Origin of the sequence: Peribacillus sp. FSL R5-0717, assembly GCF_038002945.1 — a bacterium.
Taxonomy (GTDB): Bacteria; Bacillota; Bacilli; order Bacillales; family DSM-1321; genus Peribacillus; species Peribacillus frigoritolerans.
The window spans coordinates 2,893,558-2,920,157 of sequence record NZ_JBBOOF010000001.1 but is presented as its reverse complement, the minus strand read 5'-3'; the positions used below and the strand labels follow the sequence as shown (position 1 = coordinate 2,920,157).

18 protein-coding genes and 1 pseudogene are annotated in these 26,600 nt (G+C 36.3%); 6 read left to right on the top strand and 13 right to left on the bottom strand.

The annotated features are described in order from the left end of the window. The first annotated feature begins 7 nt into the window (after positions 1 to 7). Complete coding sequence (locus NYE65_RS14335) at positions 8 to 1,801, top strand: hybrid sensor histidine kinase/response regulator transcription factor (protein ID WP_340861112.1); 1,794 nt, start codon at positions 8 to 10, stop codon at positions 1,799 to 1,801. Between the two features lie 1,716 nt (positions 1,802 to 3,517). Here the strand turns inward: NYE65_RS14335 and NYE65_RS14330 are convergent. From NYE65_RS14330 to NYE65_RS14315, 4 genes are all read right to left on the bottom strand, one after another. Beyond that, on the bottom strand, positions 3,518 to 4,666 hold the full coding sequence (locus NYE65_RS14330) for a serine hydrolase domain-containing protein (RefSeq protein ID WP_340861111.1): 1,149 nt from the start codon (positions 4,664 to 4,666) through the stop codon (positions 3,518 to 3,520). 595 nt (positions 4,667 to 5,261) lie between these two features. Next, positions 5,262 to 6,593 (bottom strand): erythromycin esterase family protein, encoded by a 1,332-nt coding sequence (locus NYE65_RS14325; protein ID WP_340861110.1) that lies wholly within the window; start codon positions 6,591 to 6,593, stop codon positions 5,262 to 5,264. Positions 6,594 to 7,090: 497 nt separating this feature from the next. Beyond that, complete coding sequence (locus NYE65_RS14320) at positions 7,091 to 7,375, bottom strand: hypothetical protein (RefSeq protein ID WP_145507000.1); 285 nt, start codon at positions 7,373 to 7,375, stop codon at positions 7,091 to 7,093. 47 nt (positions 7,376 to 7,422) lie between these two features. Then, the gene (locus NYE65_RS14315) at positions 7,423 to 8,784 is read right to left on the bottom strand and encodes an erythromycin esterase family protein (protein WP_340861109.1); all 1,362 of its coding nucleotides are present in this window, start codon (positions 8,782 to 8,784) and stop codon (positions 7,423 to 7,425) included. 472 nt (positions 8,785 to 9,256) lie between these two features. Here NYE65_RS14315 and NYE65_RS14310 point away from each other — a divergent pair, with 472 nt between their 5' ends. The 5 genes and pseudogenes from NYE65_RS14310 to NYE65_RS14290 form a co-directional block, all read left to right on the top strand. Then, positions 9,257 to 9,835: a sensor domain-containing protein gene (locus NYE65_RS14310; protein ID WP_098865430.1), complete on the top strand. Its 579-nt coding sequence runs from the start codon at positions 9,257 to 9,259 to the stop codon at positions 9,833 to 9,835. Positions 9,836 to 9,953: 118 nt separating this feature from the next. Continuing rightward, complete coding sequence (locus tag NYE65_RS14305) at positions 9,954 to 11,747, top strand: hybrid sensor histidine kinase/response regulator transcription factor (protein ID WP_340861108.1); 1,794 nt, start codon at positions 9,954 to 9,956, stop codon at positions 11,745 to 11,747. Between the two features lie 247 nt (positions 11,748 to 11,994). Beyond that, the gene (locus NYE65_RS14300; protein ID WP_340861107.1) at positions 11,995 to 12,303 is read left to right on the top strand and encodes a tyrosine-type recombinase/integrase; all 309 of its coding nucleotides are present in this window, start codon (positions 11,995 to 11,997) and stop codon (positions 12,301 to 12,303) included. A gap of 291 nt (positions 12,304 to 12,594) precedes the next feature. Beyond that, positions 12,595 to 12,741: a BH0509 family protein gene (locus NYE65_RS14295; RefSeq protein WP_141554917.1), complete on the top strand. Its 147-nt coding sequence runs from the start codon at positions 12,595 to 12,597 to the stop codon at positions 12,739 to 12,741. A 768-nt stretch (positions 12,742 to 13,509) separates the two neighbouring features. After that, positions 13,510 to 13,686: pseudogene (locus NYE65_RS14290) on the top strand (tyrosine-type recombinase/integrase); the annotation flags it as partial. A gap of 707 nt (positions 13,687 to 14,393) precedes the next feature. Here the strand turns inward: NYE65_RS14290 and NYE65_RS14285 are convergent. The 9 genes from NYE65_RS14285 to NYE65_RS14250 all read right to left on the bottom strand — a co-directional run bounded on the left by NYE65_RS14285 (position 14,394) and on the right by NYE65_RS14250 (position 26,472). Then, positions 14,394 to 15,566 (bottom strand): hypothetical protein, encoded by a 1,173-nt coding sequence (locus NYE65_RS14285; protein ID WP_340861106.1) that lies wholly within the window; start codon positions 15,564 to 15,566, stop codon positions 14,394 to 14,396. Positions 15,567 to 15,675: 109 nt separating this feature from the next. Then, a complete protein-coding gene (locus NYE65_RS14280; RefSeq protein ID WP_340861105.1) occupies positions 15,676 to 17,100 on the bottom strand; it encodes a PIN-like domain-containing protein in 1,425 nt (474 codons plus the stop codon). A gap of 276 nt (positions 17,101 to 17,376) precedes the next feature. After that, positions 17,377 to 17,442 carry a 30S ribosomal protein S9 gene (gene rpsI, locus NYE65_RS27250; protein WP_445670451.1) on the bottom strand — a complete coding sequence of 22 codons (66 nt, stop codon included), beginning with the start codon at positions 17,440 to 17,442 and terminating at the stop codon, positions 17,377 to 17,379. Between the two features lie 258 nt (positions 17,443 to 17,700). Beyond that, on the bottom strand, positions 17,701 to 17,958 hold the full coding sequence (locus tag NYE65_RS14275; RefSeq protein ID WP_340861104.1) for a hypothetical protein: 258 nt from the start codon (positions 17,956 to 17,958) through the stop codon (positions 17,701 to 17,703). A gap of 219 nt (positions 17,959 to 18,177) precedes the next feature. After that, complete coding sequence (locus tag NYE65_RS14270; RefSeq protein ID WP_340861103.1) at positions 18,178 to 18,912, bottom strand: hypothetical protein; 735 nt, start codon at positions 18,910 to 18,912, stop codon at positions 18,178 to 18,180. Positions 18,913 to 19,320: 408 nt separating this feature from the next. Beyond that, the gene (locus NYE65_RS14265) at positions 19,321 to 20,661 is read right to left on the bottom strand and encodes a phospholipase D family protein (RefSeq protein WP_340861102.1); all 1,341 of its coding nucleotides are present in this window, start codon (positions 20,659 to 20,661) and stop codon (positions 19,321 to 19,323) included. 141 nt (positions 20,662 to 20,802) lie between these two features. After that, positions 20,803 to 21,738: a hypothetical protein gene (locus NYE65_RS14260; protein WP_340861101.1), complete on the bottom strand. Its 936-nt coding sequence runs from the start codon at positions 21,736 to 21,738 to the stop codon at positions 20,803 to 20,805. 218 nt (positions 21,739 to 21,956) lie between these two features. Continuing rightward, positions 21,957 to 24,590, bottom strand: coding sequence for a DEAD/DEAH box helicase family protein (locus NYE65_RS14255; RefSeq protein WP_340861100.1), 2,634 nt, complete (start codon positions 24,588 to 24,590; stop codon positions 21,957 to 21,959). Further along, positions 24,583 to 26,472 carry a site-specific DNA-methyltransferase gene (locus tag NYE65_RS14250; RefSeq protein WP_340861099.1) on the bottom strand — a complete coding sequence of 630 codons (1,890 nt, stop codon included), beginning with the start codon at positions 26,470 to 26,472 and terminating at the stop codon, positions 24,583 to 24,585. The genes NYE65_RS14255 and NYE65_RS14250 overlap by 8 nt, the downstream gene beginning before the upstream one ends. Between the last annotated feature and the right edge of the window lie 128 nt (positions 26,473 to 26,600).

Here is a 26,600-nt window from a genome sequence, read left to right as displayed (position 1 = left end):
ATAATCCGTGTTCTCCATAATGAAAAAATGGTTCTGGTATGATTGGATATTTTTGGCAATACGAACGCTTTGGCTGGTCATAATCGCAAGCGCTGATTTTATCAACTCTTCATTAATCGATGCGTCGCTTTGGATTGTTCTTTCTCTTGCTTTTGTCGTTTACCTCGTTCCATTAATCGTCCGCTATAAAAAAGAAGACCGGTATCTTGCAGTCGATGTCACGGCAGCGGGCATTTTTCATCTTTATTTGGCCTACGCAGCGCCAGGTTTGCTTTGGTCTTTCGTTTTACTCGTGATGATTATCGGCTTGGCGAGCAGTCGAAAAACCTATATGTGGACAGGTGTCCTCTGTGGAATCGCATTCCCGGCATTGAATGGTTGGATCGCTGATCGTCTCCCGTATGAGTTTATCGTTAGCTGCACCCTTGGTTTTGCCATCGGCATCGCGTTTAATATATTAATTCAGTCCCATAAGCAAGCTCAAATTATTCAAGAGCAGAAACTGTTGCTGGAGCAGCATATTAAGCGGATTGAGGAGCTTACACTAATTGAGGAGCGCAGCCGGCTTTCACATGAGCTGCATGACACGATTGGCCATGCACTTACCTCGCTCATCTTCGGTGTCGAATCGCTGCGATCTTCCGTACCTGCTTCGCAGATCGAGAGGGTCGATTCGCTTGTCGATATTGCCCAGCTCAGTCTGGATGATATCCGAAAGCATCTGCACCAGCTTTCTCATACTCCGTTATGCCATTCGTTAAGTGAATCTCTGCGGCAATTAACCGGAAAGTTTATGAAGTCGACAGGTATAACGGTCAAATTTCGTGTGATCGGCAGTGAGACTCTCGTTATGCAAAAAATAAACTTTTGTCTGTATCGCTGCCTTCAAGAGTCTCTAACAAACGCGGCTCGGCATGGCCAGGCGAACGTGATATCCGTTCAGCTTCATTTCGATAGTCAGCAGCTCCGGTTACAGATCGAGGATAACGGCATCGGAATGGAAGAAATCCAATTCGGATTTGGGCTCAACGGGATGAAGGAACGGCTTGAACTATTTCACGGCACGCTGTCCGTTCATTCCGGGTCTGGGCAAGGAACTTTAGTCATATGTAATATTCTGTTACAGACAGAGCCAGTACATGACACAATCCGCCTGTTGATCGTTGATGACCAGGCGATCATTACCGACAGTTTGAAGCAACTTTTAGATCAGCATGCTGATTTTACCGTCGTTGGTAAGGCGGGGGACGGGTGCGAAGCATTGGAACATTGTGAGCGATCGCAGCCGGATATCGTGCTAATGGATATTCGCATGCAGGAAATGGACGGACTTGAGGCTTTACTTGAGATGAAACAACGATGGCCTGATATGAAGATTGTGCTCATGACAACGTTTGAGGATACCTTGCAGGCGGCAACTGCATTGGAGCGCGGGGCGGAAGGCTACATGCTGAAGTCGATTCATCCGCGGGAGATGAAGGAAGCCTTGAAACTTATTTATAACGGAGGAACCTGGATCGACCAATCGGTCGCTACGCGAGTTTTCGAGGAGATGAAGCGTCAGCGCGAGCAGTTGGAGAAGATCGGCTCAAGTAAGGAAAACTACCCGTACGGGCTTACGAAACGTGAAATGGAGATTCTGGAGCATCTGTCAAACGGGCTGCGCTACAAGTCAATCGCCGCAAAGCTATTTTTATCGGAGGGAACGGTCCGCAATTACTGCTCGAAACTCTACTCGAAGCTCGACGTCAGCAACCGTGAAGAAGCAATAAAAATGGCGCGAACGGAGAATATCGTGTAGGAGCAGGAGAACTTTTCCGATATTTCTCTTGTTTTTTTCAAATGCTTCTTCCGCGTAATAATAAAATCGTTTATCAATCTTAACAAGTTAAAGTCAGTAGTTTGAACCATTATAGAAATTTAAACTGTTTTTCAACAAATAAAGCGCATTAATCCTCCTTGGATCAACACACTAGTTAAATTTATAAGCGCCTTGTATGACGTTTCTTATTAAACTAAGTCTCATAAGAAGTGTTACTCAGTTAAATGGCCCGATTGTTAAATACAACTTTATTTTTCTGTTACAGGAATACCGACCGTTCCCTTCAATAAGAAAAAGCTATTCTTTTTTTGGAGAATAGCGTCTTTTTTATGAAATTACAAGGAAACCCTTTTTATATGTATCTAAGGCAGAATGTTTAATAGATTAATGCTATCCTGGCCCGTCAGTTCCTTAAGAACTTCATAAAAATCAACGATTTCTGATTTTTTATATTAATATTTTTCTACAATGGCACCTATACTTGATGCCTTTACATAAGGATGTCCTTGTAATTATAGTAAATTTTCTTTTGTTCCAGTAACAACTGCACCTATAATCAAGCCATCTTTTTGGCGTTTACTTATGAATTGGTAGTCCTTCTTATTAGATTTCTTTAAACGTTAAAAAGTCTGATTCACTTTTCACATTAGATGTACTTAATGCTTGTCCTAACTTTGAAGATGGTTCTGATATTCCGAATAACCATTGTCCTGATTCAGGTTCATCTCTAAAATCGGATTTTTTCGAGTAGTTATTTACCCAAAACCACGTTGGTTTGATTGAATTAGGAATCATTTTTTTAACTTCATAGTAGTAAAGTAAGTAATATGGAATGGGTATATACAATGAATAATTAGCATCCTACTGTGTGTTTTTTAATGCTGCCCCCCTTCCCTAAAATTGATACTTATTTACAAAATATCAAATAACTCTTTACTATAATCCCATACTGCTGTAAGCGTGATGAGGTGTTCGAGTAGGAAGGATACACATTAAAAAGAAGCGTAAGCTATTACTTACGCCTAGGTTTTCAATTTATTCTTAGCACTGATCAGCGTACTCTTAGAGGTTCCCTCATATCTACTTCTTTGTATGAATGACTTTCTACAACTTTAGAGCATAGTCAATTTACTTCATACTGAATTTATTCGGTCTGTTCCCTCACGCTTAGCGATAACTTTACCTTTCTGAGTAAGCACTACAATCCCTCCCCTTTGACCTTCTTAATTCGCTAACGCACCCGTTAGTTTAAGTACAAACCTTCATAATCTTGCTAACCTGCCTGTAACTTCGGCGTTATTTTGCACTAATTTTGAGTGCTATTTTGCACATCCAACTTCAAAAATAGGTCATCCCCCAAAACGAAGATTGAGCTTATAAGTTACTAGAAAGTCCAAAATTTCGTTCTGGGATTACTACAAAACTTTAACTTGATGGCAATGGGGTCCTACAACACATCCATCAACTTAAAAAATTGCTTTATTCCCAAGTGAAAAAAACACCATCCTTTCCTATGATTCTAGAGAAAGAATAGTGTGTTTTTTTATTTTAGGGAGGAATTTGTTTTAATAGATTATTAGCATTTGTCACCGTAATTCCAAAATCCCCCAATTTTTTTGAGTAAGTTTGTTGGACCAAAAAGGCATATTTTTAACTATAAAACTATAACAAAATTTATCTTGTTTTCCTTTTTGCCTACTTGCTAAATTCAGCAAGTAAAATATTTTTAAAAGGATCAGGGCTATTGTTAAGGCTGTTCAAATTGACGGCCAATGTATGCTTGCCTCCAAGTGTGCCACCCGCAAAAGTGGAAAACCCTAGAACGCCACCTTTGTGTCCCCATATCGAGACGCCGCTTGGAAGCTTAATTTCAAAGATTCCAAGACCAAAACCAGTTCCTTCTCTTCCTGTAGGAACTGTAGTAAGCATTTGTTTTAGTTGCTGTTCCTTCAGTAATTTGCCACTTAGTAAGTAAGAGAAGAATTTGTTTAAGTCGTCAGCAGTAGAAATCATATCTCCATCCGAGCTACCTGGGTTAGCATAAGTAACGTCTTTTGGCTCACTTGCTCCATCTGGTTGGAAATATCCACGGGCATGCTTGGTGCCTGGAATAACGCTTGAATTGCCAGGTAGGAATGTATTTGACAAATCAAGCGGTTCAATAATCCGATTTTCAACCTCTTCCGCATAGCTGTTTCCAGTTACTTTTTCAATAAGGATCCCCAGTACTACGTATCCTGTGTTTGAATAAGACCAACCCTTTCCTGGAGCAAAGTCTGGGGGAAGAGAAATCCCCATCTTTACGAATTCTTCAGCCGTATATGATTTTTTTGTATCTATAATATCAAAGTCTTTTGACTTTACATAGTCAGCGATACCACTTGTATGATTCAATATCTGCCGGATAGTAATCTGGTTACCATCATATCCGTTTCCTTTAATAACACCAGGCAACCATTTTTCAATAGGGTCGTCTAGATTCAAACGGTTCTCTCCAGATAATTGAAGTAGAACTGTTGCAATAAACGTTTTCGTCACACTGCCAATGCGAAAGCGAAAATCTGTTTTCATTGGTTTCTTGGTTCTCAGATCAGCTATCCCAGCGGCATAACCCCAAGTTTTACCACCTTTGGAAATTTTAGCGAGTATTCCCGGGTATCCAAGTTGCAGTGTGTCCCGCATTGCTTCCTTGACGGAAGTACGATCTCGTTGAGTACTTGTTTGTAGCGAACTAGATACATTTTGCATGGGTTCTGCCTTTGAGGTTGGTGTTATGTATAACAGGGAACTTCCAGCTATTAAAAGTGCTAGACTTCCACATGTAATTTGACTACGAGTTTTCATAAGGCATTCCTCTCCTCTATTTAATTGTATAGATGGTTGATAGCTCTAACCACACAGTCATCAACTCTACCAATGGCAAACTACATTGAATTTGCAATTATCTTACTAATTATTATTTTCACAAACATCATTGTGTCCTAACCAACGGTAAATCCCTCTTTTTCCACATGCATGTTAACCATAGAAATTACTTCTTTTCCTAAAAACACACTTTTTTTCCATATATAGGGTACCTATTTCCTCTTTTATCAAATACAATGAGAATCTCTTTTTCCTTACCTATTCCTTACATTCGAAATCGCTTCTATAAAGGGTTGAAGGAGCATCTGTGCCCGAGAGCCAAAAAAAAATCCCAAAACAAAAATGAGCTGACTCCTCAAAATAACTAAATGTAAAGACAGAAAATTTCCATTTAGGGGGTACTTCAAAACCTTAGTTTGATGGCGATGTGTTTCTACCCCACATCCCCTTTAATTTGAAAACACTTATTCCATCTAATGACTCTTTAATGGAATAACATGACTGACATTTTCACTCTATTGACACTCAACACTACCATCAGTACTACACCTCGTTGAGCCACATTATTACAAATTTATTGATGTAGTTGAGATGGACTCACTTTTTGAATTTGAACAAGTATATCAAACGATTTACCTAATGATATATCAACAGTCTTTGGTATATCAGGGCCTTCCATAGTTATTCCAGCGAAAATTGGATGTTGTTCGTTTAACCAAGTTTTTGTCACTCCGTTCGCCTTACGTAAATCAATAAAAAATTGATCTTTTTTGACCTGTCCAAAGATGTAGTTATAACTGTTTGGATCATCTGATTTTAATGTTCCATATGGGCCAAATTCACCGTCATTATTATAGACATTATATTGCCCTTCGTAAACTGATGTTCCAATAGATACATACTGTTTTCCATAATATTCTGCTAAATGCTGCCCAGCTACTTTAGGGTATATAAAAGGAATCATGTTTGTTTTCGAAACGTGTCCATTATGTCCCCAAACAATGGTTTTTCCTAAATGTTCTTCAGTCCACTTCGCATTTTCATACATTGCAATATCATGTTTTAAAAAAAGGTCCGATGGTTTATCAGGTGGTGACGCTAACATTGTAGTAAATTGTTCAATAATACGGGCATTTTGTTTTATCCATGCGAACTCTTTTGATTTTCCATTTAGAGAACTTTTATTTTGTTCTAATAACGCACTGATTTGTTTAGCATCTGAAATATACTTTTCTTTTTCTTTTTGCGGAAGGCTGCCAAAGGTATCCATATCCTTTGTTACAGGAATAAGACCTTTTATCTTCTCTTCTACTTTAGGCACAAGATCTGAATTGTTTCTTTTTATATATTCTATTATATTATTGTAAACATTCTCGTTTACTGATTGAATATCCATCCCAATGACACGCACTTTAGATTTATGTTTTGGATTAGCATTATATTGCTGAATCCAACTAAGTAGATATAACATTTCTTTCGTCTTAAATGCAGGTGATAGATGTTGGCTTGGGTTTCCCTTACCAGTAAGAACATATCGATCAAGTTCCAAAGCTCTATCCCATCCCTCTTCTAAAACTAAATTGATAAAGCCCTTTTCAGATACTAAATAATTAACAATGCGGTGTTTCATAGTAAAAACTTCATGAGCCCCATGCGTAGCTTCACCTAAACCTACAATTGAAGCTGAACCTACCATATTCTTAAGTTGTTTTAAATCATTAAGAGGTGCAGTTGGATTAGTTGTTTTTAAAGGCTTTGCATGGGCTTCTAACCATTCCGCCATTTGATTTGTATTGTAGGGAGCTGTAACAGGAACTTCTGTTTTCGAATCTGCATAAGTACTTCCTACAAAATTAGCCAGTATTATAGCAGAAGCACCAAGTGCAATAATCACTTTCTTTTTCATAAAAACCTCCTGAAATACTTACTTATTAGTTTTTTTGACATGGCCTAGGGATTTCCGTTAACCATTAATTTTCTTATTACTTTTAAGATGAATTTATTCTAGCCCTAAAACTCACTTATTTCTTAATAGATTCTTAAGATTCAAGTGGTATATTCGCACTTAGTGGGTCTAAATTAACTCTTATTACATAATTGTCTTTACTAAAATCACTAACTGTACCGATATCAAATCTGCTTCGGAATCTTAATTCTTTCTCATCTATTACTTTGATTGAATGTTTCATCGGTTCTTTATAGACTCTTTAACTAAAGTTATTTCATCACGTGCAAAATCTTTAAAAAACGAAAAATTCCAATTTCTCATATCGCCATGGTTATATTGGAAATCGACGGTTAAATTATCTTTATTTCATTTTTCCCAATGTTACGGATAGATTTTGTCGATCAGACTGTATTTTAATAGGAGTCTGCTGTTCCAATGTAACAAACTGATTTTTTTCATGCAGTGCTACTTTTGGGTGAATTTCCAAATAACTTGTTTTTTCTTTTTCGAGACTGAGGAATTATCGTTCTTCCTTTTACAGTTATATGATTTTCAGATTTATTAGTCTCTAAATCAATGCTATCTGAAAACAAGGGAATTTCCTTTCCTTGGTCGTTGTAAACCTCTAACCTGACTTGATCATATTTTCCTTCATTTAGAAATGTCACTGTGTAATTAATTGCGGTTGATGCTTTCCCTTTAATATTCGAATCAAAGTGAACTTTTACGTTAGCAAGCAATCCCTCATCCTGGTAACAAGTTAAGGGCTAGTCTTTTTTATTTCATATTACTTGATATGCGAAGGGGTCGTTTTTTGAATATGAACCATAATGTCGAATTGCTCTTGAAGGGAAACATCATCATCATATTGCGGTACGTTAGGGTTGATCTGTGCACCGCCATCAAAGAATGGCTGCTTTTCTTTTGCCCATTGCTGCGCGGATCCATTCAAGTTGCGAAGATCTAACAGGAACTGATCGTAATGAACTTGTCCAAACATATGATTGGAGCTGTTCTCGTTCTTCTGAATGGTATCCGCTGCAATCTTATTTTCACTGAATGATTTATATGCTGTAAATTTGCCTTCCGTGGTGGAGGAGCCAATTGCTACATATTGATTACCTACACGTTCTTTCAGAAACTCCCCGGCGACTTTAGGATACATCTTCTCAGTGATAACACCTTTAGCTATGTGAATATTGTGCCCCCAAACCATCGTTTTGCCGCCAAATTTTTCTTGAGCCCAAACAGCGTGCTCGGCTAGATACTGATCATGCAGCTTCACCATGCTCGGATAGTCAGCCGGAATCCCCATCTTCGTAAAATTCTCTATCACCTTAGTCGTTCCTTTCACCCAAGCTAGCTCGTGTGAATCAGTCTCATTATTCGACTTCGTTTTGTCTTCAAGTAGTTTGACTACTTTTTGCGCATTAGCCATATGCTTTTCTTTCACTTCAGTAGTCAGCTTCATATATTCCTGTAGATTACCTGCCACAGATGACAACTCGTTGTAGCTTTGCTCGACTTCCGGCAGTAAATCAGGATGATGTTCCTTTACATAGTTGATCACTTTATCGAAGACACTTTGATCCAGCATTTTTAAGTCGAGTCCGATGAATTGGATTTTCTTTTTATTTACAGGATCAGAGTTGTATTTTCGCATCCATTCTACCATAGCGACGATCTCATCAGTTGGGTACAACAGCTTCAAAAACTCCCTAGGGTCGCCTTTTCCCGTTTGGATATACTCGTTCAGTTTTAAACCGTTGCCCCAATCCTCTTCAATCCCAAAATTGGTAAAGCCTAGCTCAGTGACCAAATATTTCACGAGGCGATGCTTCATCATAAAAATCTCCGAGCTTCCGTGAGTAGCCTCTCCTAAACCAACATAATTTGCATTCCCTATCATGTCTTTTAGCGGTTTTAAATCATCCAATGGTTGTTTCGGATCTAACGTCTTCAGTTGCTTCGCCTGCAATTCAAGTGATTTTGAAATACTATTTTGAGATATTTGAGCTGTCTCAACTGGTTGGGTTGCTCCTATTAGATCCGACTTTTCAGCTGGTCTCGTACTGCAACCTGTAGTTAGGATCGCTGCACTTTGCATTAAGGCAACTCCACCGTAAATCATTTTCCTTCTTTTGTTCATGGTATTCACCTCATGGGTTTTTTTGAAGTACGACTTTCTGCATACAAGCATATTGCATCGTCTTCAGTAATCCAATTGTCACTCACTAACTATCATTTAAGCTAGTTACAAATCTTCACTATTTCATGTGACATGCAATGCTCTCTAACGTGTTGATCAGCGCCAACATGTCACAAAGAAAAGATGACATGTTGTCACTGGTGGAGATGACAGCTGTGCGGTTAGTATGGAGCAGTAGGCAACCGCACCAACCTATTTTTTAAAGAGGAGCTGATTCACCTATAGAAAACCGTAGTCAAATCATTAACAACTTCAGAACAGTGTTCCTTCTATGGCGTTTACTTTTTTTGCTGAGGTTGAGCAGGTTGGATATATTCCGAAAATGTCACATAACACTTTTTCACTGGTGTGGTTGACGGAAGAAGCCAAACCATACAATACCGCTAATAAACGGAGAGGAGCGATGAACCTTATGAAATCAGGTTTCATCCAAAATGGTTATTTTTTATTATTAACTTTCGTTACAGGCTTGTTTTACTTTTGCTTTTATATGGTAGCTCTGTCGTTCAGTTTAAGTCTTTCATTTATAGTAATCGGCATTCCACTATTTACACGAGTATTGCGAACTACGACAACCTTCATCCAATTCGAACGAACGCAGACGAAAATTTATACAGATATTACGACAGCACCTTACGACAAAAAAATAACAACGGATGCATCGATTTGGGTTCATGCCAAATTAGAACTTACGGATCGTCGCAATTGGCTCGCCGTCTTTTGGTTAATGCAGAAGTTGGTGATCGGACTCGTCAGTCTCGTCAGTGTAGCCGTTCTCTATTTAACACCGCTTGCATTCCTGTTGGCACCAATTTTGTATCGATACATCGATATGAATGTCATTTTCATCCAAGTAGATACTTTTGCGAAATCACTCCTTATCATGGTTCTGGGAGCGGTGCTTGCCGCAATAAGCGTCAAGTTGGGTGACCAGTTGGCGAAAACATTCGGAGGTTATACGCGAACCATGATTCAACAGCTAGACCGATAGCTATTTTTTCCGACCTTTGTGCAGGTGACGGAGCGTAAACAGCCAATTATACACACTGCACAAAGGTTTGGTTTATAATACTATAGGGGTCAAACAGATAGACTTAGGGGGGAAAGAATTGTTGGAAATGGTCAAAAAATGTTTTTGGTATGATTGGATTATGCTTGGGCTCCGCCTTATTACTAGCGTTTCGCTCATTCTCACGACGATCAGATTTCAGGAAGGTTTAGCGCTGCCTTTATGGATCGTTATTTTTTGGGAGATTGCCGCTTTATCCATTCCCTGGGTTTGCTTGCTACTCGACTACAAATATTATTTATTCACCGAGATACTGCTCTTTGGCGGGCTATCCGTACATTTAACCTCGTTGTTTCCGGAAGCTTTCCCTTCATTTCTTGTATCAGTCTTTCTGATCGCAGCGAATAGCGCTCGTCTTTCTTATCATTGGACGGCACCGGCAACGGTCCTGGTAATACCCGGAATTTTTTATGTTGTTTCTCCAAATAACAGCTATTGGTTAATGGTAATCTACTACGGACTTGCTTATGTGATGGGATTCGCTTTTCATTTATTGACCGTCAATCATCGGCAAAATGAAACGATTCGCAAGCAAAACGCGGTCCTTGAGCAATATATGTCCCAAATCGAGCGTATTACGCTGGCAGAAGAGCGAAACAGGATGTCGAGAGAACTTCACGATACTGTCGGTCATGCTTATACTTCCATCATCATGGGAATGGAAGCGTTCCGCTCCGAGCTTGCTACTGAAAAGGGTATACAGAGACTGGATTCCTTGCTTGAGTTGGGCCGCAAAAGTATAGAGGAAGTGAGGAGCTACTTGCATCAAATGGAGTCTCCACAGCAGTCGCTTTCCTTGGTCCAATCTCTGCAAAAGCTTGGAGATGAATTTCAGGAGCATGCCCGGGTCGAGGTAAGCTTTCGTACGTTCGGCGAGGAGTCCCGACTGTCCCGACAAGCGAAAATGGCGTTCATTCGCTGCTTGCAGGAGTCGCTTACGAATGCGGTTCGTCACGGTCAGGCGACGGATATCACCGTTTCTTTGAAATTTGGGCACCAAGATATAAGATTGGAGGTGCATGACAACGGAAGAGGGATGGAAGAATGGCAGGAGGGCTTCGGCATGAGCGCGATGAAGGAGCGGGCCATGAATTTGCAAGGTCAAGTGTTCGTCTATACGAAACCAGGGGCCGGTACGCTTGTCACCTGTACGTTGCCGCGACAAGCGGAAATGGAGAACGACCTTATTCAGCTGTTGATCGTCGACGACCAACCCTTTATTCGGGAAAGTCTGCAGGTGCTGCTCGACAAGTACCAAGACTTGAACGTAGTCGGCTCGGCAGAGGATGGCGAACAAGCCGTCGACCTGTGCGGACGCCTCCAGCCTCACGTAGTGCTAATGGATTTGGATATGCCACGCATGAATGGATCCGAGGCAACCAAAATGATCAAGCAGCAATGGCCGCATATTCGCGTATTGATTTTCACGACGTTTCAGGATGCGGAGCAAGCGTTGGACTTACTGCGCAGTGGTGCGGACGGCTTCCTGCTAAAATCAGCCGAACCGTTAGAGCTGGCCGATACCATCCGGCTTATTCACAGAGGAGGCACATTAATCGATCGAGGGATGTCCCATAAAATATTCAAGAAGCTTGATAAGAGCGTCAAATCTACGCAATTGAAAGCCACCAACGACTATGATCTGACTAACAGGGAAATAGAAATATTGCAGCTTGTTGCCAAAGGGCTCCGGTACAAGTCGATAGCGTCCAAGCTGTATTTGTCGGACGGCACGGTCAGAAACTACGCCTCCTCGGCCTATATTAAGCTAGGAGTACACAACAAGGAAGAAGCCGTCCAGAAAGCATTGGAGATAGGAATCATCGTTAGCTAGCATTCGAAGGACAAAACTGAAAGACAGGCAACTGATTCTGAGAGAGCAAACAAACGCGGCAAACCACTTATGCCGTGCGCATCATAAAATCCAATTCATAGAATAAGGGTTCTGCGAAGTAAGGGGCTGTCCCAAAAGGTCATGTTAAATAGACCTTTTGGGACAGCCCCTTCATCATAAAGGGAGTGTAATAAAAATATGGGATCAATAGAACTTTGTGAAGGCGACTTTATTGAATTTCTTGTAGATGGAGAATGGAGTCCTATTCAAATTTTCGATTTTCTCAACCAAACAAGGATTATATCTAGACTATCTATGTTTTGCTACTTTTGCATATACCGGTATGCGCTTAGGCGAAATGTTAGCATTAAAATGGACAGACCAGGACCTTACTAAGAAAACTATAAGAATCCCCAAAACATACTATAATCCAAATAACAAAAGTACAGGTTATCAGCTCCTAACCCCAAAAACAAAAAAGTCAATCCGTACAATCATGATTGACGATGGACTTGTCGCCTTATTCAAGCACACAAGCGTGAGCAGATGGTATTAAATGAAACAACGGTTAATTGAAAAGCAACATAATCCCCACTTTTTTGTGTCCAACTTTTGAATCAAATCCCTAATCCTTAACAAAACTCAGGCTTTGGCAATTCGACCTTGCCTCATTAACTACTTCAAAGTAAATAGATAAATACCATTTCTATATTATTTCCTTAAAAATCATCTATATTTGATATTTGTTTAATCTCACATTGAGATATATAATAAAAACAAGAAAAAAAGAAAGCGTTTTCAACATTTAAATACTTCGTTACTTCTCATACTATAAGGAGGATTTAAGATGAGCCGGGTAGAAAGAAATTCCAAAGTGCAGAAATTAATTGAGCAACAAAAATTCAATGAGAAAGACATTTCCAAGATGACAGATTCACAGATTGAATATTATCACTGGCTCTATTTTGATGACTCTGTTTATGATTATATGTAACTCAAATATAAAATGATAAAAAGCGGGAAAAACATTGATAATTCAGGGTTTCCCGCTTTTACTTTTATCACTTTCGGAAATAATTTCTTGCAAACCCGTTCTTTGGTAATAAGTGGGTTTCAGATGTTTTTTGTCCTTGCTGACTTTCAGCTTCCTTCCTTTTCCCTCCATTCACTTCCTGGCGGCTGGGCACCCGTACATAAAAGAAGGGAATGAGCTCTACAAAACAGTCGAGGGAACAAAGCTCCCACTCAATCCAAAACATTTTCTAAAGAACGTTTTATAATCCACGTATCACAGTACACTGCATTCAATACTAATCCTACGTTCATCCTTTTTTCACTTCAATGTTGCCTATTCAACATATCAACATTTATTAGGTTAATAGGTATTACCCGTTCAACAATTACTCATATAAAAAAGCCCTCCTTGGCTGTTACTCAAAGGGGGCTTATATTTCTATATTTGGCACACCATCACATCTCAAAATTTACTGTTTCCTATACAAAAAATGCAGTTTTTATATCAAATTATTAGTCACTTACTGGTAACATTTTGGTCACGCACTATAGAAAACTACCATAAATCACATTTCATTTCAACACTTCCAAACACCTTCCAAACCTTGATATAGAGAAGTATCCGGACCCTTTAGTAAACTATAGGATAGGACATTACACTTTACCACGCTGGCAGTGTAGAGATCAGTAATTGATTTTTCTTGTTTCCAGATGTTTTTGTAGCTGAACCTAAATGCTAGCTGGAACCAGGCATACGCATACATCCTTACTGATCGAAGCAGGGGTGGGGTTGAAAGAAATTCAACAACGATTAGGACATACAGATATTCAAACAACGATGAATATCTATGCTCATATGACTGACAACATGGAAGAAAAGGCCTCCCATCAGTTCAGTAAACTGATGGAAGACCTTCAACTTTAAAGATATTCACATGTTAGGTGAGCAAATAGGTGAGCATTTATTTCTAAATACTCTTTAAACCCCTATATCAAAGGGATTTAAAACTCTATTACATCATGCCGCCCATTCATCAAGGTATAAAATAGAAGATAATAGATTTATAATATCATTGATATATTAGGGTTTTCATCTCTTACTTAAAATATTTCAAAACAGAAGAAAAAAAAACTATGAGCAAAACTATGAGCATTTTTTATGATCATTGGGTAAGGACTTTTCCTTACCCTTTTCCAAAATTAAAAAGCTTTTAGACCGTATTTTTTACGTTCTTAAATGTGTGCATATAATATGAAGAAACATGAAAAAAGAAAATCGTATAAAAGCTAATTTGAAAATCTTTTTAAAGAAAAATCACAAATGAGTTACTATACCCTTCTATATATTTCAGGGTCAAAAAGTGGTCATAAAATCCACTGAAAACCTCTGCATATAGTTGGGTTCATTTATATTAATTATCATGCTTTCGCTCTAAAAGAATCGCTATCGTTAGTTTAACGATAGTTCCCTTTTGTCTAAATAAAAAGCTTATATTAGATAGTTTTCATTTTCCATTTGATTACATAATCTGATTAGTTCTTCTGTACAAACTGTTTCTGTTTCAAAATTATAAAGAACTTTATCTAATTAAAAATATAACTATTGAAAATACTCTTTTTATAGCATAATTATCATTTGATTACTTTTTCTTTTAAATAGTTAGTGATTGATCGATTTGAAATAAATGATATAAGTTGAAAATTAGGTAGGATTATCTCAAGAATTTTTAAATCACCGTTTTCGTTTCTAATCACTGTATCACCATCAAAAAATCTATTATGACTATTTGGATGCTGATGGGGTGGATTTTCTCCTCGATGAGTAAAGTTTGATCTATGGACGTATAAATCCTTCAATAGTTTACTTATTTCATCATCAGTTAAGTCTTCAGGATAAATCTCATACCACTGCTTCTTTGTAATCCACTCATGTTGTCTATTACCTGTCAACTCTTCAATATAGCTTACGGAGTTTTCTTGAGGATGCTGTAAATCATTCCATTGGTTTGGTGGACAATATTTTAATATGAATTTTTCAAACCGTTTACCAATCAACTTGTTTTTTCCTTTCTCAGCAATATATTCATGAAATAAATCAGCAAAATCAGCGTCATTTTCCGCTACTTTTTTCCAAACATCTTCATTAGGATGTTTATTAGCAATCGTTTTACTTTTAATCGCTTTACCTGCTAAAGACTCCATAGATGATACTAATAGATAATATGCTAAACCAAAGTCATCCCGCTTATTCAAATGAGCTAAATGAACAAGCCTTATTGATTGCATGGCAGTGATATATTGTTTATACGAGACACTAAAAAGCACTTCAGTGATTTCTTGTAACCTCTTATACAAGTCATCTGAACTCTTCTTAGAAATTCGAGTATCATGTGCACCGGGACCCGCAGTTATGACAGGAAATTGAACAGCTAGTTCACCTAAAGAATCACCAGTTAATTGCTCACGATTAGTTAAACCATCTCTCGGTGCCTTAACTGGTCTTCCTGATACAAATGAAAAAATAGCAGCGAGTGCAATGGTAAATAAGTGAGCATTATGAGACCAGTTACACCATTTTGGTAATTTTACTGGTGCAACGAATGCAGAATATGCTCCTGGGAGCGTCACTTCAATTGATGGTTCGATACTAAAATACCGAAAATTTAGAGTTTCATTTAAACGGAAGTCTAATAATAGGTACCCATTTAACTGCTCTCCATCTTCCTTTATCTCAATATTTTCTGGACGAAACATCGTAATACATTCATTAAACAAAACGTGATCACCAGTTACTGCTCTTGACATAACAATACCTCCACATACAATATGAATTTCTTAGAATTTCCACTCATACCCGTTTTCACATTAAAGTTCTGATGATATTATCGACTGAACTGTTCCTTATATCCTTACTTTACTTTTCAAATTCCCTAGTACATTTTATACAAAAACCATTACCTGCATCATTAAAGTGATTAATACCACCACCGCATTGTCCACATTCACTATAATAACTATTCTCCTGACCACTCTTATCATCCATATCAAAGTCATTTTCATCTATATCAAAGTCATTACCCCAACTATAAATTACATCTTCAAAACTTGCCATATAATGATTGGGCTTTGAACCAATCCCTTTATTAAATCCTTCGATAAACTCTTTTTCTTCCTCATTGTATCCTCTTGCTATTTGAACATAACAAATTACATTACAATTAATACTTCCATGTGAAGCAACTCCATCAAAATAAGAAGCACATGAAAAATGGACCTCACCTAATAATTCCAAATTATATATGTAAGCCTCCCCTTCTTTTTTTACGCTAACACCTTTTATTTTTACCGTATTTAGCTCATAATTAAAAATTTCATTTATTTCCTTTGATGCCTTAATTGATAGATCGTCAATCAAACTTTCTTGATTCAGATCATCTAGAAAATCTTCTACTACAGAATGTAACGGGATAGAAAGTTTGTTAACAACTTTAGTCTTTCTAAGGTCTACTAACAAATCCTTATCATCATCATCACTAATTTCGTCAATAAAATTACTCATTGAAATAATTTGTATGGACTTATCTTGGGTAACGCTTTTAAATTCTTCCAGCAACTCTTCCCTTGCTTCTTCTGAAGGAGTATCGTCATTTTTTATAAACCAATCTTCTTTTGTATCACTTAACACAAAAATTATATTTTTATTGCTAACCAATGAGGCTTTTTTGATTATTTCTTTCCATATAAATAAATCGCCAAATTTTCTTATACCGCCCTCTTTTCCAGAGTCTTCATATCCTGGAGGAATATTGTACCTATATCTAAGCTCTCCTTCTCTAATAATTTCAATCATTTCGGTAAGTCCTATTTTCTCACCCACTTTATCACTTGATAAAATTCGATGAAGGAAATTATCAGCTTCTTTAAATATATACTCCTTGTGAATTTCCTCTTCCTCTTTTAAAGATTTCATATAATCTTCAATCATTGGATTAAACTCATCAAACTTTTTCTCAATTTCCGTTTCAAAATCACTTATACCTGCAAAATTATATTTTTTGTAATTGGATAGTTTATTTATGAAAGAGCTCTTCATAACATTAATTTCACTCTTTAAACGTTTGGGTAAATTTTTGTATTTATTCATATGTTCAGAACGAACTTTTGTCATATTCCTAGTCACTTCTTCTTTTACCTGATTAGGAATCCACATAAGATCATGATATTTAACAAGATAGTTTAAAATTCTTTTGCTGCTAGTAAGAGAATATCTATAAACATCTAACAAGGAACTTGAATCAAATATAATAATCGAATCTTCCAATATAATTTTTTTACTCATATACACATAACCTCCACGATATCCCAATTTTAATATTTACTATAACACATATAACATAGGCATACGCATCAACCTCCAATTCCTAATCCCCTCCACAAGCTCCCGTCAATATTAAATGAGTATAATTTCCCATAATTTTCTGTTGGTTCAACTAATTAGTTTTTGTTCTATTGATTTGCTTGATATTTAAGTCATCAGTAAGGACGTTTAACAAATTGAAAATCACTTTAAAAAGACCCCCAACCAAAATGGTTGAGAGCCTTTGAAGTGTGTAAATTAATGCGTTGAGAACTGAGGTGCACGACGAGCGCCTCTACGACCGTATTTTTTACGTTCTTTTATTTATATATTAAATATGAAGAAAGCGGAAATAAAATGATTTACTGAAAGCCTGATTTATCAGGCTTTTTTCGATTTAATGAAAATCAGAAAAAATATCGGTAAGTATGTTTGGCGGTCAGAATGTGGTCAAAAATAACCTATGCTTGTTTAACTAAAGCCCCCGTTCACTCAATAAATAAGTCTTGTTAGGTTTTAGGCTCTTCCTCAATAGGTAAACTATAAGATCTATCAAAAAAAATTCTTTTAGAAGAATGATGTTTAATAATTTTTTATAATGACTTCTACTGGAATAACCGAACATTTAACAATATCTTCAGGTTCAGCATGTGTGTTAAGCCAATCTTCAATCTTTTTAGCGTGATTCATTGCACCCTCTTCACTTATTGCTTGATAGACATCTGCATTTTCAGCTATTCTGGTCAAAAAAACTCTTTGAATGTCATATTTGCTACCTTCGATATTGAATGGGTATCTCACCTTATGTTCACTTTCTGCTTTAACAATGTATCTAAGCATTGTATAACCCCCTTTTTCTATAAATTTTACCAATATTGGATTGAACATACAATGTAATAAAACTCGAATGAATAGAAGTAAGCTCATGCATATAAGTTACTCAAAACTCCTCAATACTGCCCCATTAGTTAAAAAAGACAAAATACCCTTAGATACAAATTGTCTAAGGGAAAAACATCGTAACTTTATTTCAAACCCGATACCTAATAATATAAAAAATTAACTTTGAATAGAGACTTGCTTATTATTAAGTAGATTAGGTCTACTTGAATGGTTTTCGATATTTACAAACATATCAAAACGTGCATGATTTTTATTTAGATAGGTTGTATTTAATTCAGGCTTTAAATAATAAATTAAACCAGCTTCTAAATTACTTAATAGACTTTTGGCATCTTCAAATGGTTGTATAAATTCTAAAGGCATATATTTTTTTTCATGGTCTAAAAAGACAACTGTACCAAAATATATATGTTTGGAAAGATCCTCATATTCAGGTGCATGAAGTTTCAGTGCAGCACTATGGCCGCCTGTGAAGCGATGTGTTTTTGCGGAAGTTATCCCAACGTAAACAAGTCGTTCTTCTGTATCATCACCAACCGATATAAAATAAATAGGATAGCAAGCAGCGGGAGGTGGTGTTTTTTGCTGATACTCAATTTCATGAATAATTTCCCTATCAACATCCCTTAATTTTTCTGCTTCATCAATCTCTAGTTCTTCACCATACTCATCAGTAATAATTCGGAAGGCATTAGCAACATAATCATTTACTTCATTCCATGTACCATCTAAACTTTGAGCATCCATCTCTAATACTTTATAAAGCGGAAAACATACGTCTAAACCTATAGAACAACCATATTCAGAATTAATATCCTTTAATCGATATCTATCTAGAAATGGTAAGCATCCTATACTTAAGTAATATTCTAAAGAATGATGTATAGTCATTTATTTACCCACCTTTTAATGTATATATAGTAAAAAAATTAATTAATAAAAATGGAAAAGGAAACGCTTTTTTCTTTTTAGTTTAGCATACCTTGCTTCTTCAACCCCCCCCCCCGTTAGCCATCCATGCCACAGTATGGCAACACAGAAGATGGAAGATCTACCGTTCTCCCATGGTAGTTCAACAAGGAAATTGACATCATTGTTTAACAGAGCCTACAATAAAAGCCCCCTCTCGGATAAGAAGGGCAAATTTATTGCGTTCTTTTATTTGTGTATATAATACGAAGAAACTAGGAACAAAATGAGTTACTAAAAGCCTGATTTACCGGGATTTTTTTGTGTTCCTTGTAAACTAGATAATATATAGCCTTTTATATGCTTGGTGTTCAGAAAGTGGTTAAAATGTTATCGCATAGAAGTTGGTATTCTAAAAGTCATTGCTTTGTATAAAGTCATCAATACCTCATATATCTTCATTGCCTCTTTTAGGATGCCTTCTTTTGTTTTTATCCTCTCGTCATCTGATTCAAAATGGCGCATACAAAAACTTTCCAGCCCATCTTCATCATATTTAGTGTAAAAGTCAAGAAACTCATCAAGGGTTCCTTTATCAATTTCAAATTGGTACTTAAACTTATCGTTTTTTGCATCATAGAAATGCCATAAAAGTTGGTTTCCAACAAGACTGTTATAATTCCGAGAGATTTCACCTTTGATCTCATGCCATCTTTCACGGACATGATAACGATCAATTCCATCATGCGCAGTACTATGAAACATCCCCAAATCAATTCCATTTGAAACGAAGGATACCTGAAAACATGCATGTTTGTGGAATTGTTCAATTGGATCTTTATTTCCTCGTCTGTTTTTTCGTTCAACACTACCATAAGGATTTAATTCATCTTTATGCTTACCGTACCTGACCCATATCGCTCCTACACGTCCATGATTAAAGACAGACGGAATAATTCCACTTGAAATATTATCTTTATTGTAATGAGGATGTAAATCCCATTTTTTAACCCTTGGCTCTATATCTTTATGAAGTGCTAACAATTTATCTTGAATGACTTTCCTTCTCTTAGTTGCTGTAGAATTAGAAACCTTGTACCATTCCTTTGAAACGGTAATATAATCGTCGACATCAAAATAAAATCCACTTAAGTCAGGATATGCTTTCATTTTGTATTGCTTTTCTTTGATTTTTTCAAGATCAGTCTGAAGTTTTCCTGCATTCTTTTGGATCTTTAGAGGAAGTGTTTTTTGGTGTAATTCATAAAGAGCTATTACTTCTTCAGTTACTTCAACAGAATTAACAGAAAGGTGCTCCCAAAAATCACAGACCGGTGAATGCTCTAGAACATCTTTTGACATGCATTCATAGTTTCGAGAAATACCACCTTCAGTCAGGTTAGCAGACCCATGGTAAAAGATTATATTATCTTCAAAATGAAGTTCATAAATCTTACTGTGTAGAAAAGGATTTACGACCAAAAAGGGTTTTGCAAATGAGCACAGTACTTCTAAGATGTCAGCTGGCTTTGTGTCATTAAAGTCAATACTACAGTAGACAATGATATCCTCCCTTTTAAGGTTACACTCTTTGCATAGATCTCTTAAATACTCAACACCTGTTAGTGATAGATATGCGCTAGAAATAACAATTTTTTTTGGCTTATTTATCAAAATTTCATATTCGACATCATTCCAAAAAGCCTGTTGCCTCCAAAAGTATGCACTCATTTTAACCCTCCATTATCGAAAATAGTGTATAAAATTACTTTAATGTCACCATAATTAATTAGTATATTATACCATTTTTATATTAACATGACATTTTAAAAAAGACTCCCAACCAAAATGGTTGAGTGCCTTGATATAAGTTTAGTTATTTTCATCATCTTGGATTATTTCAACTATTTTTCCTATCAGTTGACTCTGACCTGCTTTATCAATTGGTAAATCTAATCTCCAATCTCTACCTGCGTATAGATTCCCAACATCACCTAAAACTTCATCAATTAAAATGTAATCGAATTCTTCCCTAGTCGGATAATAAATAACTAGAAACGGGATATTCTCTCCTAATGCATCACGGAGTATGGCTAACCGATTATATTTTCTTTTATCACTCCTCTTTTTTTTATAATACACCTCAAATTTATGCTTCTCAATTTCATCATGCTTGTTATGTTTTTTGAACTCAAGAATGGCTATAGGTTTCTTTTCATTATCTAACAAAATTAAGTCTACATCACCTGGCCAAGCTGCATCAGTCTTAGATAAAAAACATTCTAGATTTGTATAAGAGTATTTGAGACCCTTTGTCCCAACACCTACGGTCCCACCAGAAAGTATTTGAATTTGTCTCATTAAGGTACCAAGTTTCTCTCTTCTTACTGCACTTACTCTTCCTGTTGCATCAATATCTACTGATAAAATAGGAGATTGATCATCCGTTTGGTTTGCCCAATCTACAGATTCTCTGAAGAGCTTATATTTAAGAGAACCCTTCGCTAATAAGGCTAAATCTTTTACAAATTCTTCTGAATCACATGAATAAATCAAATCTTGTATGACTTCAGCTGAAACTGATTTTATTTCGTCTTCGCTTACATTTCTTTTTACCCAAAATTCATTAGATATCTTTCCATGAGTCCAACTAGTCCAATTAACAAAGAAGTCAAAATTAACTCCTGATAATTGGTATTCGTTTAACAATTCCCATGAGAACCATTCTTCCGCATCACCTGCAACTTCATGTCGCTTGGATAGCTCCTCTCGATCATCACACTTTGCATGCTTTGGTTTTAATAACATTAAGATCCCCCCATTTTATGAAACTATAGGATGATTATACCATTAAGGTATTTTTTTAGGATTAAAGAATGGTCTTAAAACCTAAATTAGCAAGTGGTAAAAAGAAAGAGGAAAGCGAGCAAATCTTTAGAACGGGCAAAAAAAATAAACTAATACCTTACCCTGCATAACAAAAAGAATCTCATGCTTTAAAGCATAGAGATTCTTTTTGTTAATTACTAATAACTCCATCTAAATTCTTGTATGGGTGCTTTGATATTCAATTTTTCCACAAAGTCTTCACGGAATTCTTGTTTATCTACAGCTGTATCCGAATAGAACTTAAAGCCAATAAGTCTTACCTCTTTCCCTTCATGCAAAACCTCAATATCCTCTCGTTCTGTTAACGAAAGCATAAACTTTTCTTTCCATTCATCTTGGGCTTTTAAATGACTTCCTTTTGGTTCAATGAACAGTTGATATGTGAACTCTTCATCCTCCATAAAAAGAAGGAAATCCGGCATAAATCCTCGTACACCATCAATTTCACGAAATTTAACTCTCCGCTCGTTCCGCACTAAATAAATATTCTGGTACTTTTCTTGAAGGCTTTCTAAAAATTGATGGATTTCCTCAATTAACGCCCATTCAAGCGGATTTCCTATGGCTTGATCATAGATATACCAATCTTGCCCTCTCATGCTCCTGGAGGATATCACTTGTGTGTTAAGAGTTCTACTATTGGTATTTACACTATTTGTTTCTATAACGTAACTTTCTTCAATATAACTTGCAAACGACTCTCCAATAAATTCAGGTGTACCTTTTTCCTTAGCATAATTGAGCTTCATTTTTTCTTCAACGTAACGAAGATATTTATCGATAAATGTTAACTGCTCTTTTTTGGATAAATCATCAATAGTCATTCCTCTTGGAATTCGTACAAAGATTTGGCATCCTCCCATAAAAGATGGACTTTCAATAAATTCTCGTATACTTTCTAAAGAAGGTATGTATTCCCTCAATGCAGAGAAACAGAAAAAAGGATTTCTCTGTATTGCTTTTTGGATTATCCTTTTATTGAGTGGAAGTTGAACCTCGGTATATAAATCTGAAAGGATAGTATTACTCTGTGACCGTTTCCCATATTGTTCTTCTTCCGTTCGTTCAAAGTTATAAGACACTCGAGTGTCAATAGAATATTTTTCAAACGAATTGTAATCTTCGGGTGTAGTTTTGACCCGTCTGTTTATATAGATTTTTCCATTCTTAAATAAAGGTTTTTCTTTAAATTTACTTTTTAATTTTGCTTCATATCGGTTATATTTTTCTTCTTTTGTTTGGATACCAGCCGCATCTAATGATTTTATCAGATTCTTAATATATGCACTCTCATTCATCGTGTGATAATGAAGGCTTTCAAGTACTGACAATTTTCTTCCTGATAGATCAAATCTCCTCTGAAATGACTTTTCCCCATTAAATTTAAAGGGGTAATTTCTTGCGCCACGTCCAATAAGTTGAGCTTCTGAATCAGTGGCTTTCTGGGTGATAGAAGCATTCTCACTTAAACGTACTATATCAAATAAATTTAGGACGTCCCAACCCTCATTTAGCTTCGCGACGGCAAAAATAGCCCGTATTGGGTTATTCATGTCCTCCAATGAATTCAAAAGTACAGCGTCTTTTTCCGAAAAAATCTCTTGAGAATTGACGACGAGAATAGTGTCTTGCGTAAAATCACTTCTCAAGTCACGAATAACTCTTAATAAATCCGTACTGTCGTAGTAGTTAAAAACTTCTTCCCATACCGTAGCCGTACCTCTATGAGCGTTTATTTCACGTTGTACCATTTTCTTCAGCATCGGTTCAGATAACCCCTGAATCATTTGCGTAAAAACTTCTTTAGCGCCTTTCGATAAAGCAATGGTATTTGATTTAAACATTATCACGGGCTTTAGGTCGATTCCATTTTCATTGGCTACATACTTGCGGTACTGATTTAATAGAGTCGCTTTAAGCATTTTGCTCTGATCATCTTCATTGTGCTTAGCCAGGAGTACATTCTTTGAATACCCATCATTCATAAATCGAGGGAGATCGTATTGGAAAAGAACCCTGTCCTTGTACTTATCAAAAAGATGGTCGTTGTTCAAATTAAGTGTAGCAGTGAACTCTAACATCCGATTTTCAGGATTTGCTTTCATTATGTTGGAGACTGTAATTTCCCAGTTCTTTTCTTCAACTTCCTCTTTTGTCTCTTTTTTCTTACCCTTTTTCTTCGTTTGTACATTAATGTGGTGAGCCTCATCGCTTAGTAGGATTAGCTTTTCTTCAGCTAGCGACTGATAAGTCAAGCCATTTTCTCGCGGCTGGGTCAAGTCAATATGAAGCTTCTGAATAGTAGTAAGTTTCAAATAAATAGTTTGGTTATTTTTCTCTTTTGGAAAAACGTCAACGACTTGAATAGAGATTCCTTCACCATCGATTTCTATTCCTTCAGGATTAAATAAATACTTAGTCGAATTGGGGTTTAGAAGGTTTTCTTCGGTCTTCCTTATGATAGAATCGCTATTCACGAAAAATAAAAAGTTTTGAAATCCTTTTTGCTTATAAAAATACAATATAGAAGCAGCTAAAACATTCGTTTTTCCTGATCCTGTTGCCATTAAAAATAATAAATGATTGGATGACGGTTTCCCTTCCATAAAGAGTAAATGTTCTAGAGATGCTTGTTGATACGGCCTTAGTTGGTGCTTCAAGTTCTTTTGTATATAAGCAGGGACTATTGGTCGTTCAATCAATTCATTGTTTTTCCCAATAAACATTCCTAATATATTTTCAATCTGATGATGAAGTGTTTCCTTATTCATTTGCATCACCTGTTTCTTTACTGTAAAAAGAATAATTAAAAGCTTTGGTCTCATTTGAAATGCCATATAAGATATCATCTATTTCCGAAAAAGCAACATAATTTTGATTGTGATCCAAAGATTCCAAAACAAGATTCCTTTTTTCTTCTAAAGAAAGCTCTTTGCTTGGTAATACCTCATTTAGAAGCTTGTCTAATTCAACTTTATAATTAAAGAAGGCTTTATCTTCCATCTTATTGACCACATCTAACAACGCTTCTTCTGTTAACACTTTACTTACTTCTTGTATGAATACCTTATTGGATTCAAGTAATTCTGCATATACAAAACTTCCTCCCCCCTGCCAATTAACTTTTTTTGAAATTCCACCTTGTTCTCCGTCAACTACCTTTTTTAATCGAGGAATAGAGACTCCATTAATGTAATCCATTTGTTCAATACCTATAAATTGACGATTCATTTTATGGGATACAGCTTGAGTAGTAGCCGAGCCCATAAAGAAGTCCAAGACAATATCACCTATATTTGAACCAAGGTGGATGATTCTTTGTAATAATCGTTCAGGCTTAGGTGTTGCAAACCCTTCTTCTAAATTTAGGGCTTTTATTTCCTCACGTGCTTCATGATTATGTCCAACTTCGTCAAATCTCCAAATAGTTTTAGCTGGCGTGCCTTGATTTTTTAATTCGGATAAAAACGTTTTTCTTGAAGGGATAGCCTTTCCGTCTTTTCCGAACCATATCTCATTATTTTCATCCATTCTTTGCAAAGTTTCTTTTGAGTATCTCGAGAAGGTACCAGCAGGGGGTGTAAATGTTACACCATTTTTAAATGTATATGTGAACTTAGCACTGCTCTCTGAACCGCTTTTTGCATGAAGCGGGGTTGCTTTCCAATGCCCTTTTGGGTGATTATCGGGATTTTTATATGCATTATTCATTTCCTGGGTACGCGGTAAGGGATTAGGTCGCCAAATTTCTTTATTTTTTGCATAAACGATAATATGGTCGTGATTATCGGACATCCATTTTACATCATTTGCAATAGTGTATTTTTTCTCCCAGACCACATTATTAATAAAATTCCCCCGCCCAAACACTTCATCAGCAAGAACCTTTAAATAATGAGATTCATCATCATCTATATTAATCCATATTGACCCATCATTTGCTAAAAGGTCTTTCGCTATCTCTAATCGATTCTTAATGAATGTTAACCACGTTGAATGATTAAAACGATCATTGTATTTAAAACTATCTCCCCCTGTATTATAAGGTGGATCTATATATACTAGTTTTACCTTTCCTGCATAACGTTCTTTTAAAGAATGCAAAGCAATTAAATTGTTCCCTTTAATAATTAAATTATCCGTGTCTTCTAATTTACTAACTACATGTTCACCATTTCCATCATATTTTTTTGCATTTGTAAGTATTTTGGGTGAAAGCATAATATCAATTTCTTCTTTAGCTAACACAGTGTGATAGAACACTTCATTTTTTCCGACTTCCTCTTTTGTCATTCCACCTTCTAATACGGTGTCTTTGAAAGGAAAATCAAGGACTACGTCAGAGTTATATTTGAGATACTTACCCTCACTGGTTAACCCAATCTCGTTACTGAATCTCGTATAGCTATTATCCCAGTAATCCTTGTAACGAAAAAAATCAGTAAATTCCTGTTGCTTAAAGATCACCGTACCTCCTATTTCTATTGAGTACGTTGATCGAATCAAATCATCTGATAAAAGTAATTTCATCAATTGGCCATCGTAATTTAAAATTGCTTCAATTACTTTTGATTTGTTCAGTTGGTTACCTTCCCAATAAATTGGAAGTGATTTCAATAATGTTATTAATCGATTTTCAATAGTTGTATTCATATTATCCCCTCATCATCAGGTCTTTACTTTATTGTATAGATATCTTTATCTTAAGGAAAGAACTGAATGTTACCAGTGCACTACACTCAAAAATTAAACCGGATGCCTCAAAAACATTTATTTACCAA

Bases quoted from the DNA above. Each gene is read 5' to 3' on its own strand.
- NYE65_RS14310 (WP_098865430.1), top strand. From the start codon at position 9,257: ATGAAATCAGGTTTCATCCAAAATGGTTATTTTTTATTATTAACTTTC.
- NYE65_RS14260 (WP_340861101.1), bottom strand. From the start codon at position 21,738: ATGTTATTAAAACCAAAGCATGCAAAGTGTGATGATCGAGAGGAGCTA.
- NYE65_RS14265 (WP_340861102.1), bottom strand. From the start codon at position 20,661: ATGAGTGCATACTTTTGGAGGCAACAGGCTTTTTGGAATGATGTCGAA.
- NYE65_RS14295 (WP_141554917.1), top strand. From the start codon at position 12,595: ATGAGCCGGGTAGAAAGAAATTCCAAAGTGCAGAAATTAATTGAGCAA.
- NYE65_RS14275 (WP_340861104.1), bottom strand. From the start codon at position 17,958: ATGCTTAGATACATTGTTAAAGCAGAAAGTGAACATAAGGTGAGATAC.
- NYE65_RS14300 (WP_340861107.1), top strand. From the start codon at position 11,995: ATGGAGAATGGAGTCCTATTCAAATTTTCGATTTTCTCAACCAAACAA.
- NYE65_RS14250 (WP_340861099.1), bottom strand. From the start codon at position 26,472: ATGAATACAACTATTGAAAATCGATTAATAACATTATTGAAATCACTT.
- NYE65_RS14255 (WP_340861100.1), bottom strand. From the start codon at position 24,590: ATGAATAAGGAAACACTTCATCATCAGATTGAAAATATATTAGGAATG.
- NYE65_RS14270 (WP_340861103.1), bottom strand. From the start codon at position 18,912: ATGACTATACATCATTCTTTAGAATATTACTTAAGTATAGGATGCTTA.
- NYE65_RS14280 (WP_340861105.1), bottom strand. From the start codon at position 17,100: ATGAGTAAAAAAATTATATTGGAAGATTCGATTATTATATTTGATTCA.
- NYE65_RS14330 (WP_340861111.1), bottom strand. From the start codon at position 4,666: ATGAAAACTCGTAGTCAAATTACATGTGGAAGTCTAGCACTTTTAATA.
- NYE65_RS14315 (WP_340861109.1), bottom strand. From the start codon at position 8,784: ATGAACAAAAGAAGGAAAATGATTTACGGTGGAGTTGCCTTAATGCAA.
- NYE65_RS14325 (WP_340861110.1), bottom strand. From the start codon at position 6,593: ATGAAAAAGAAAGTGATTATTGCACTTGGTGCTTCTGCTATAATACTG.
- NYE65_RS14285 (WP_340861106.1), bottom strand. From the start codon at position 15,566: ATGTCAAGAGCAGTAACTGGTGATCACGTTTTGTTTAATGAATGTATT.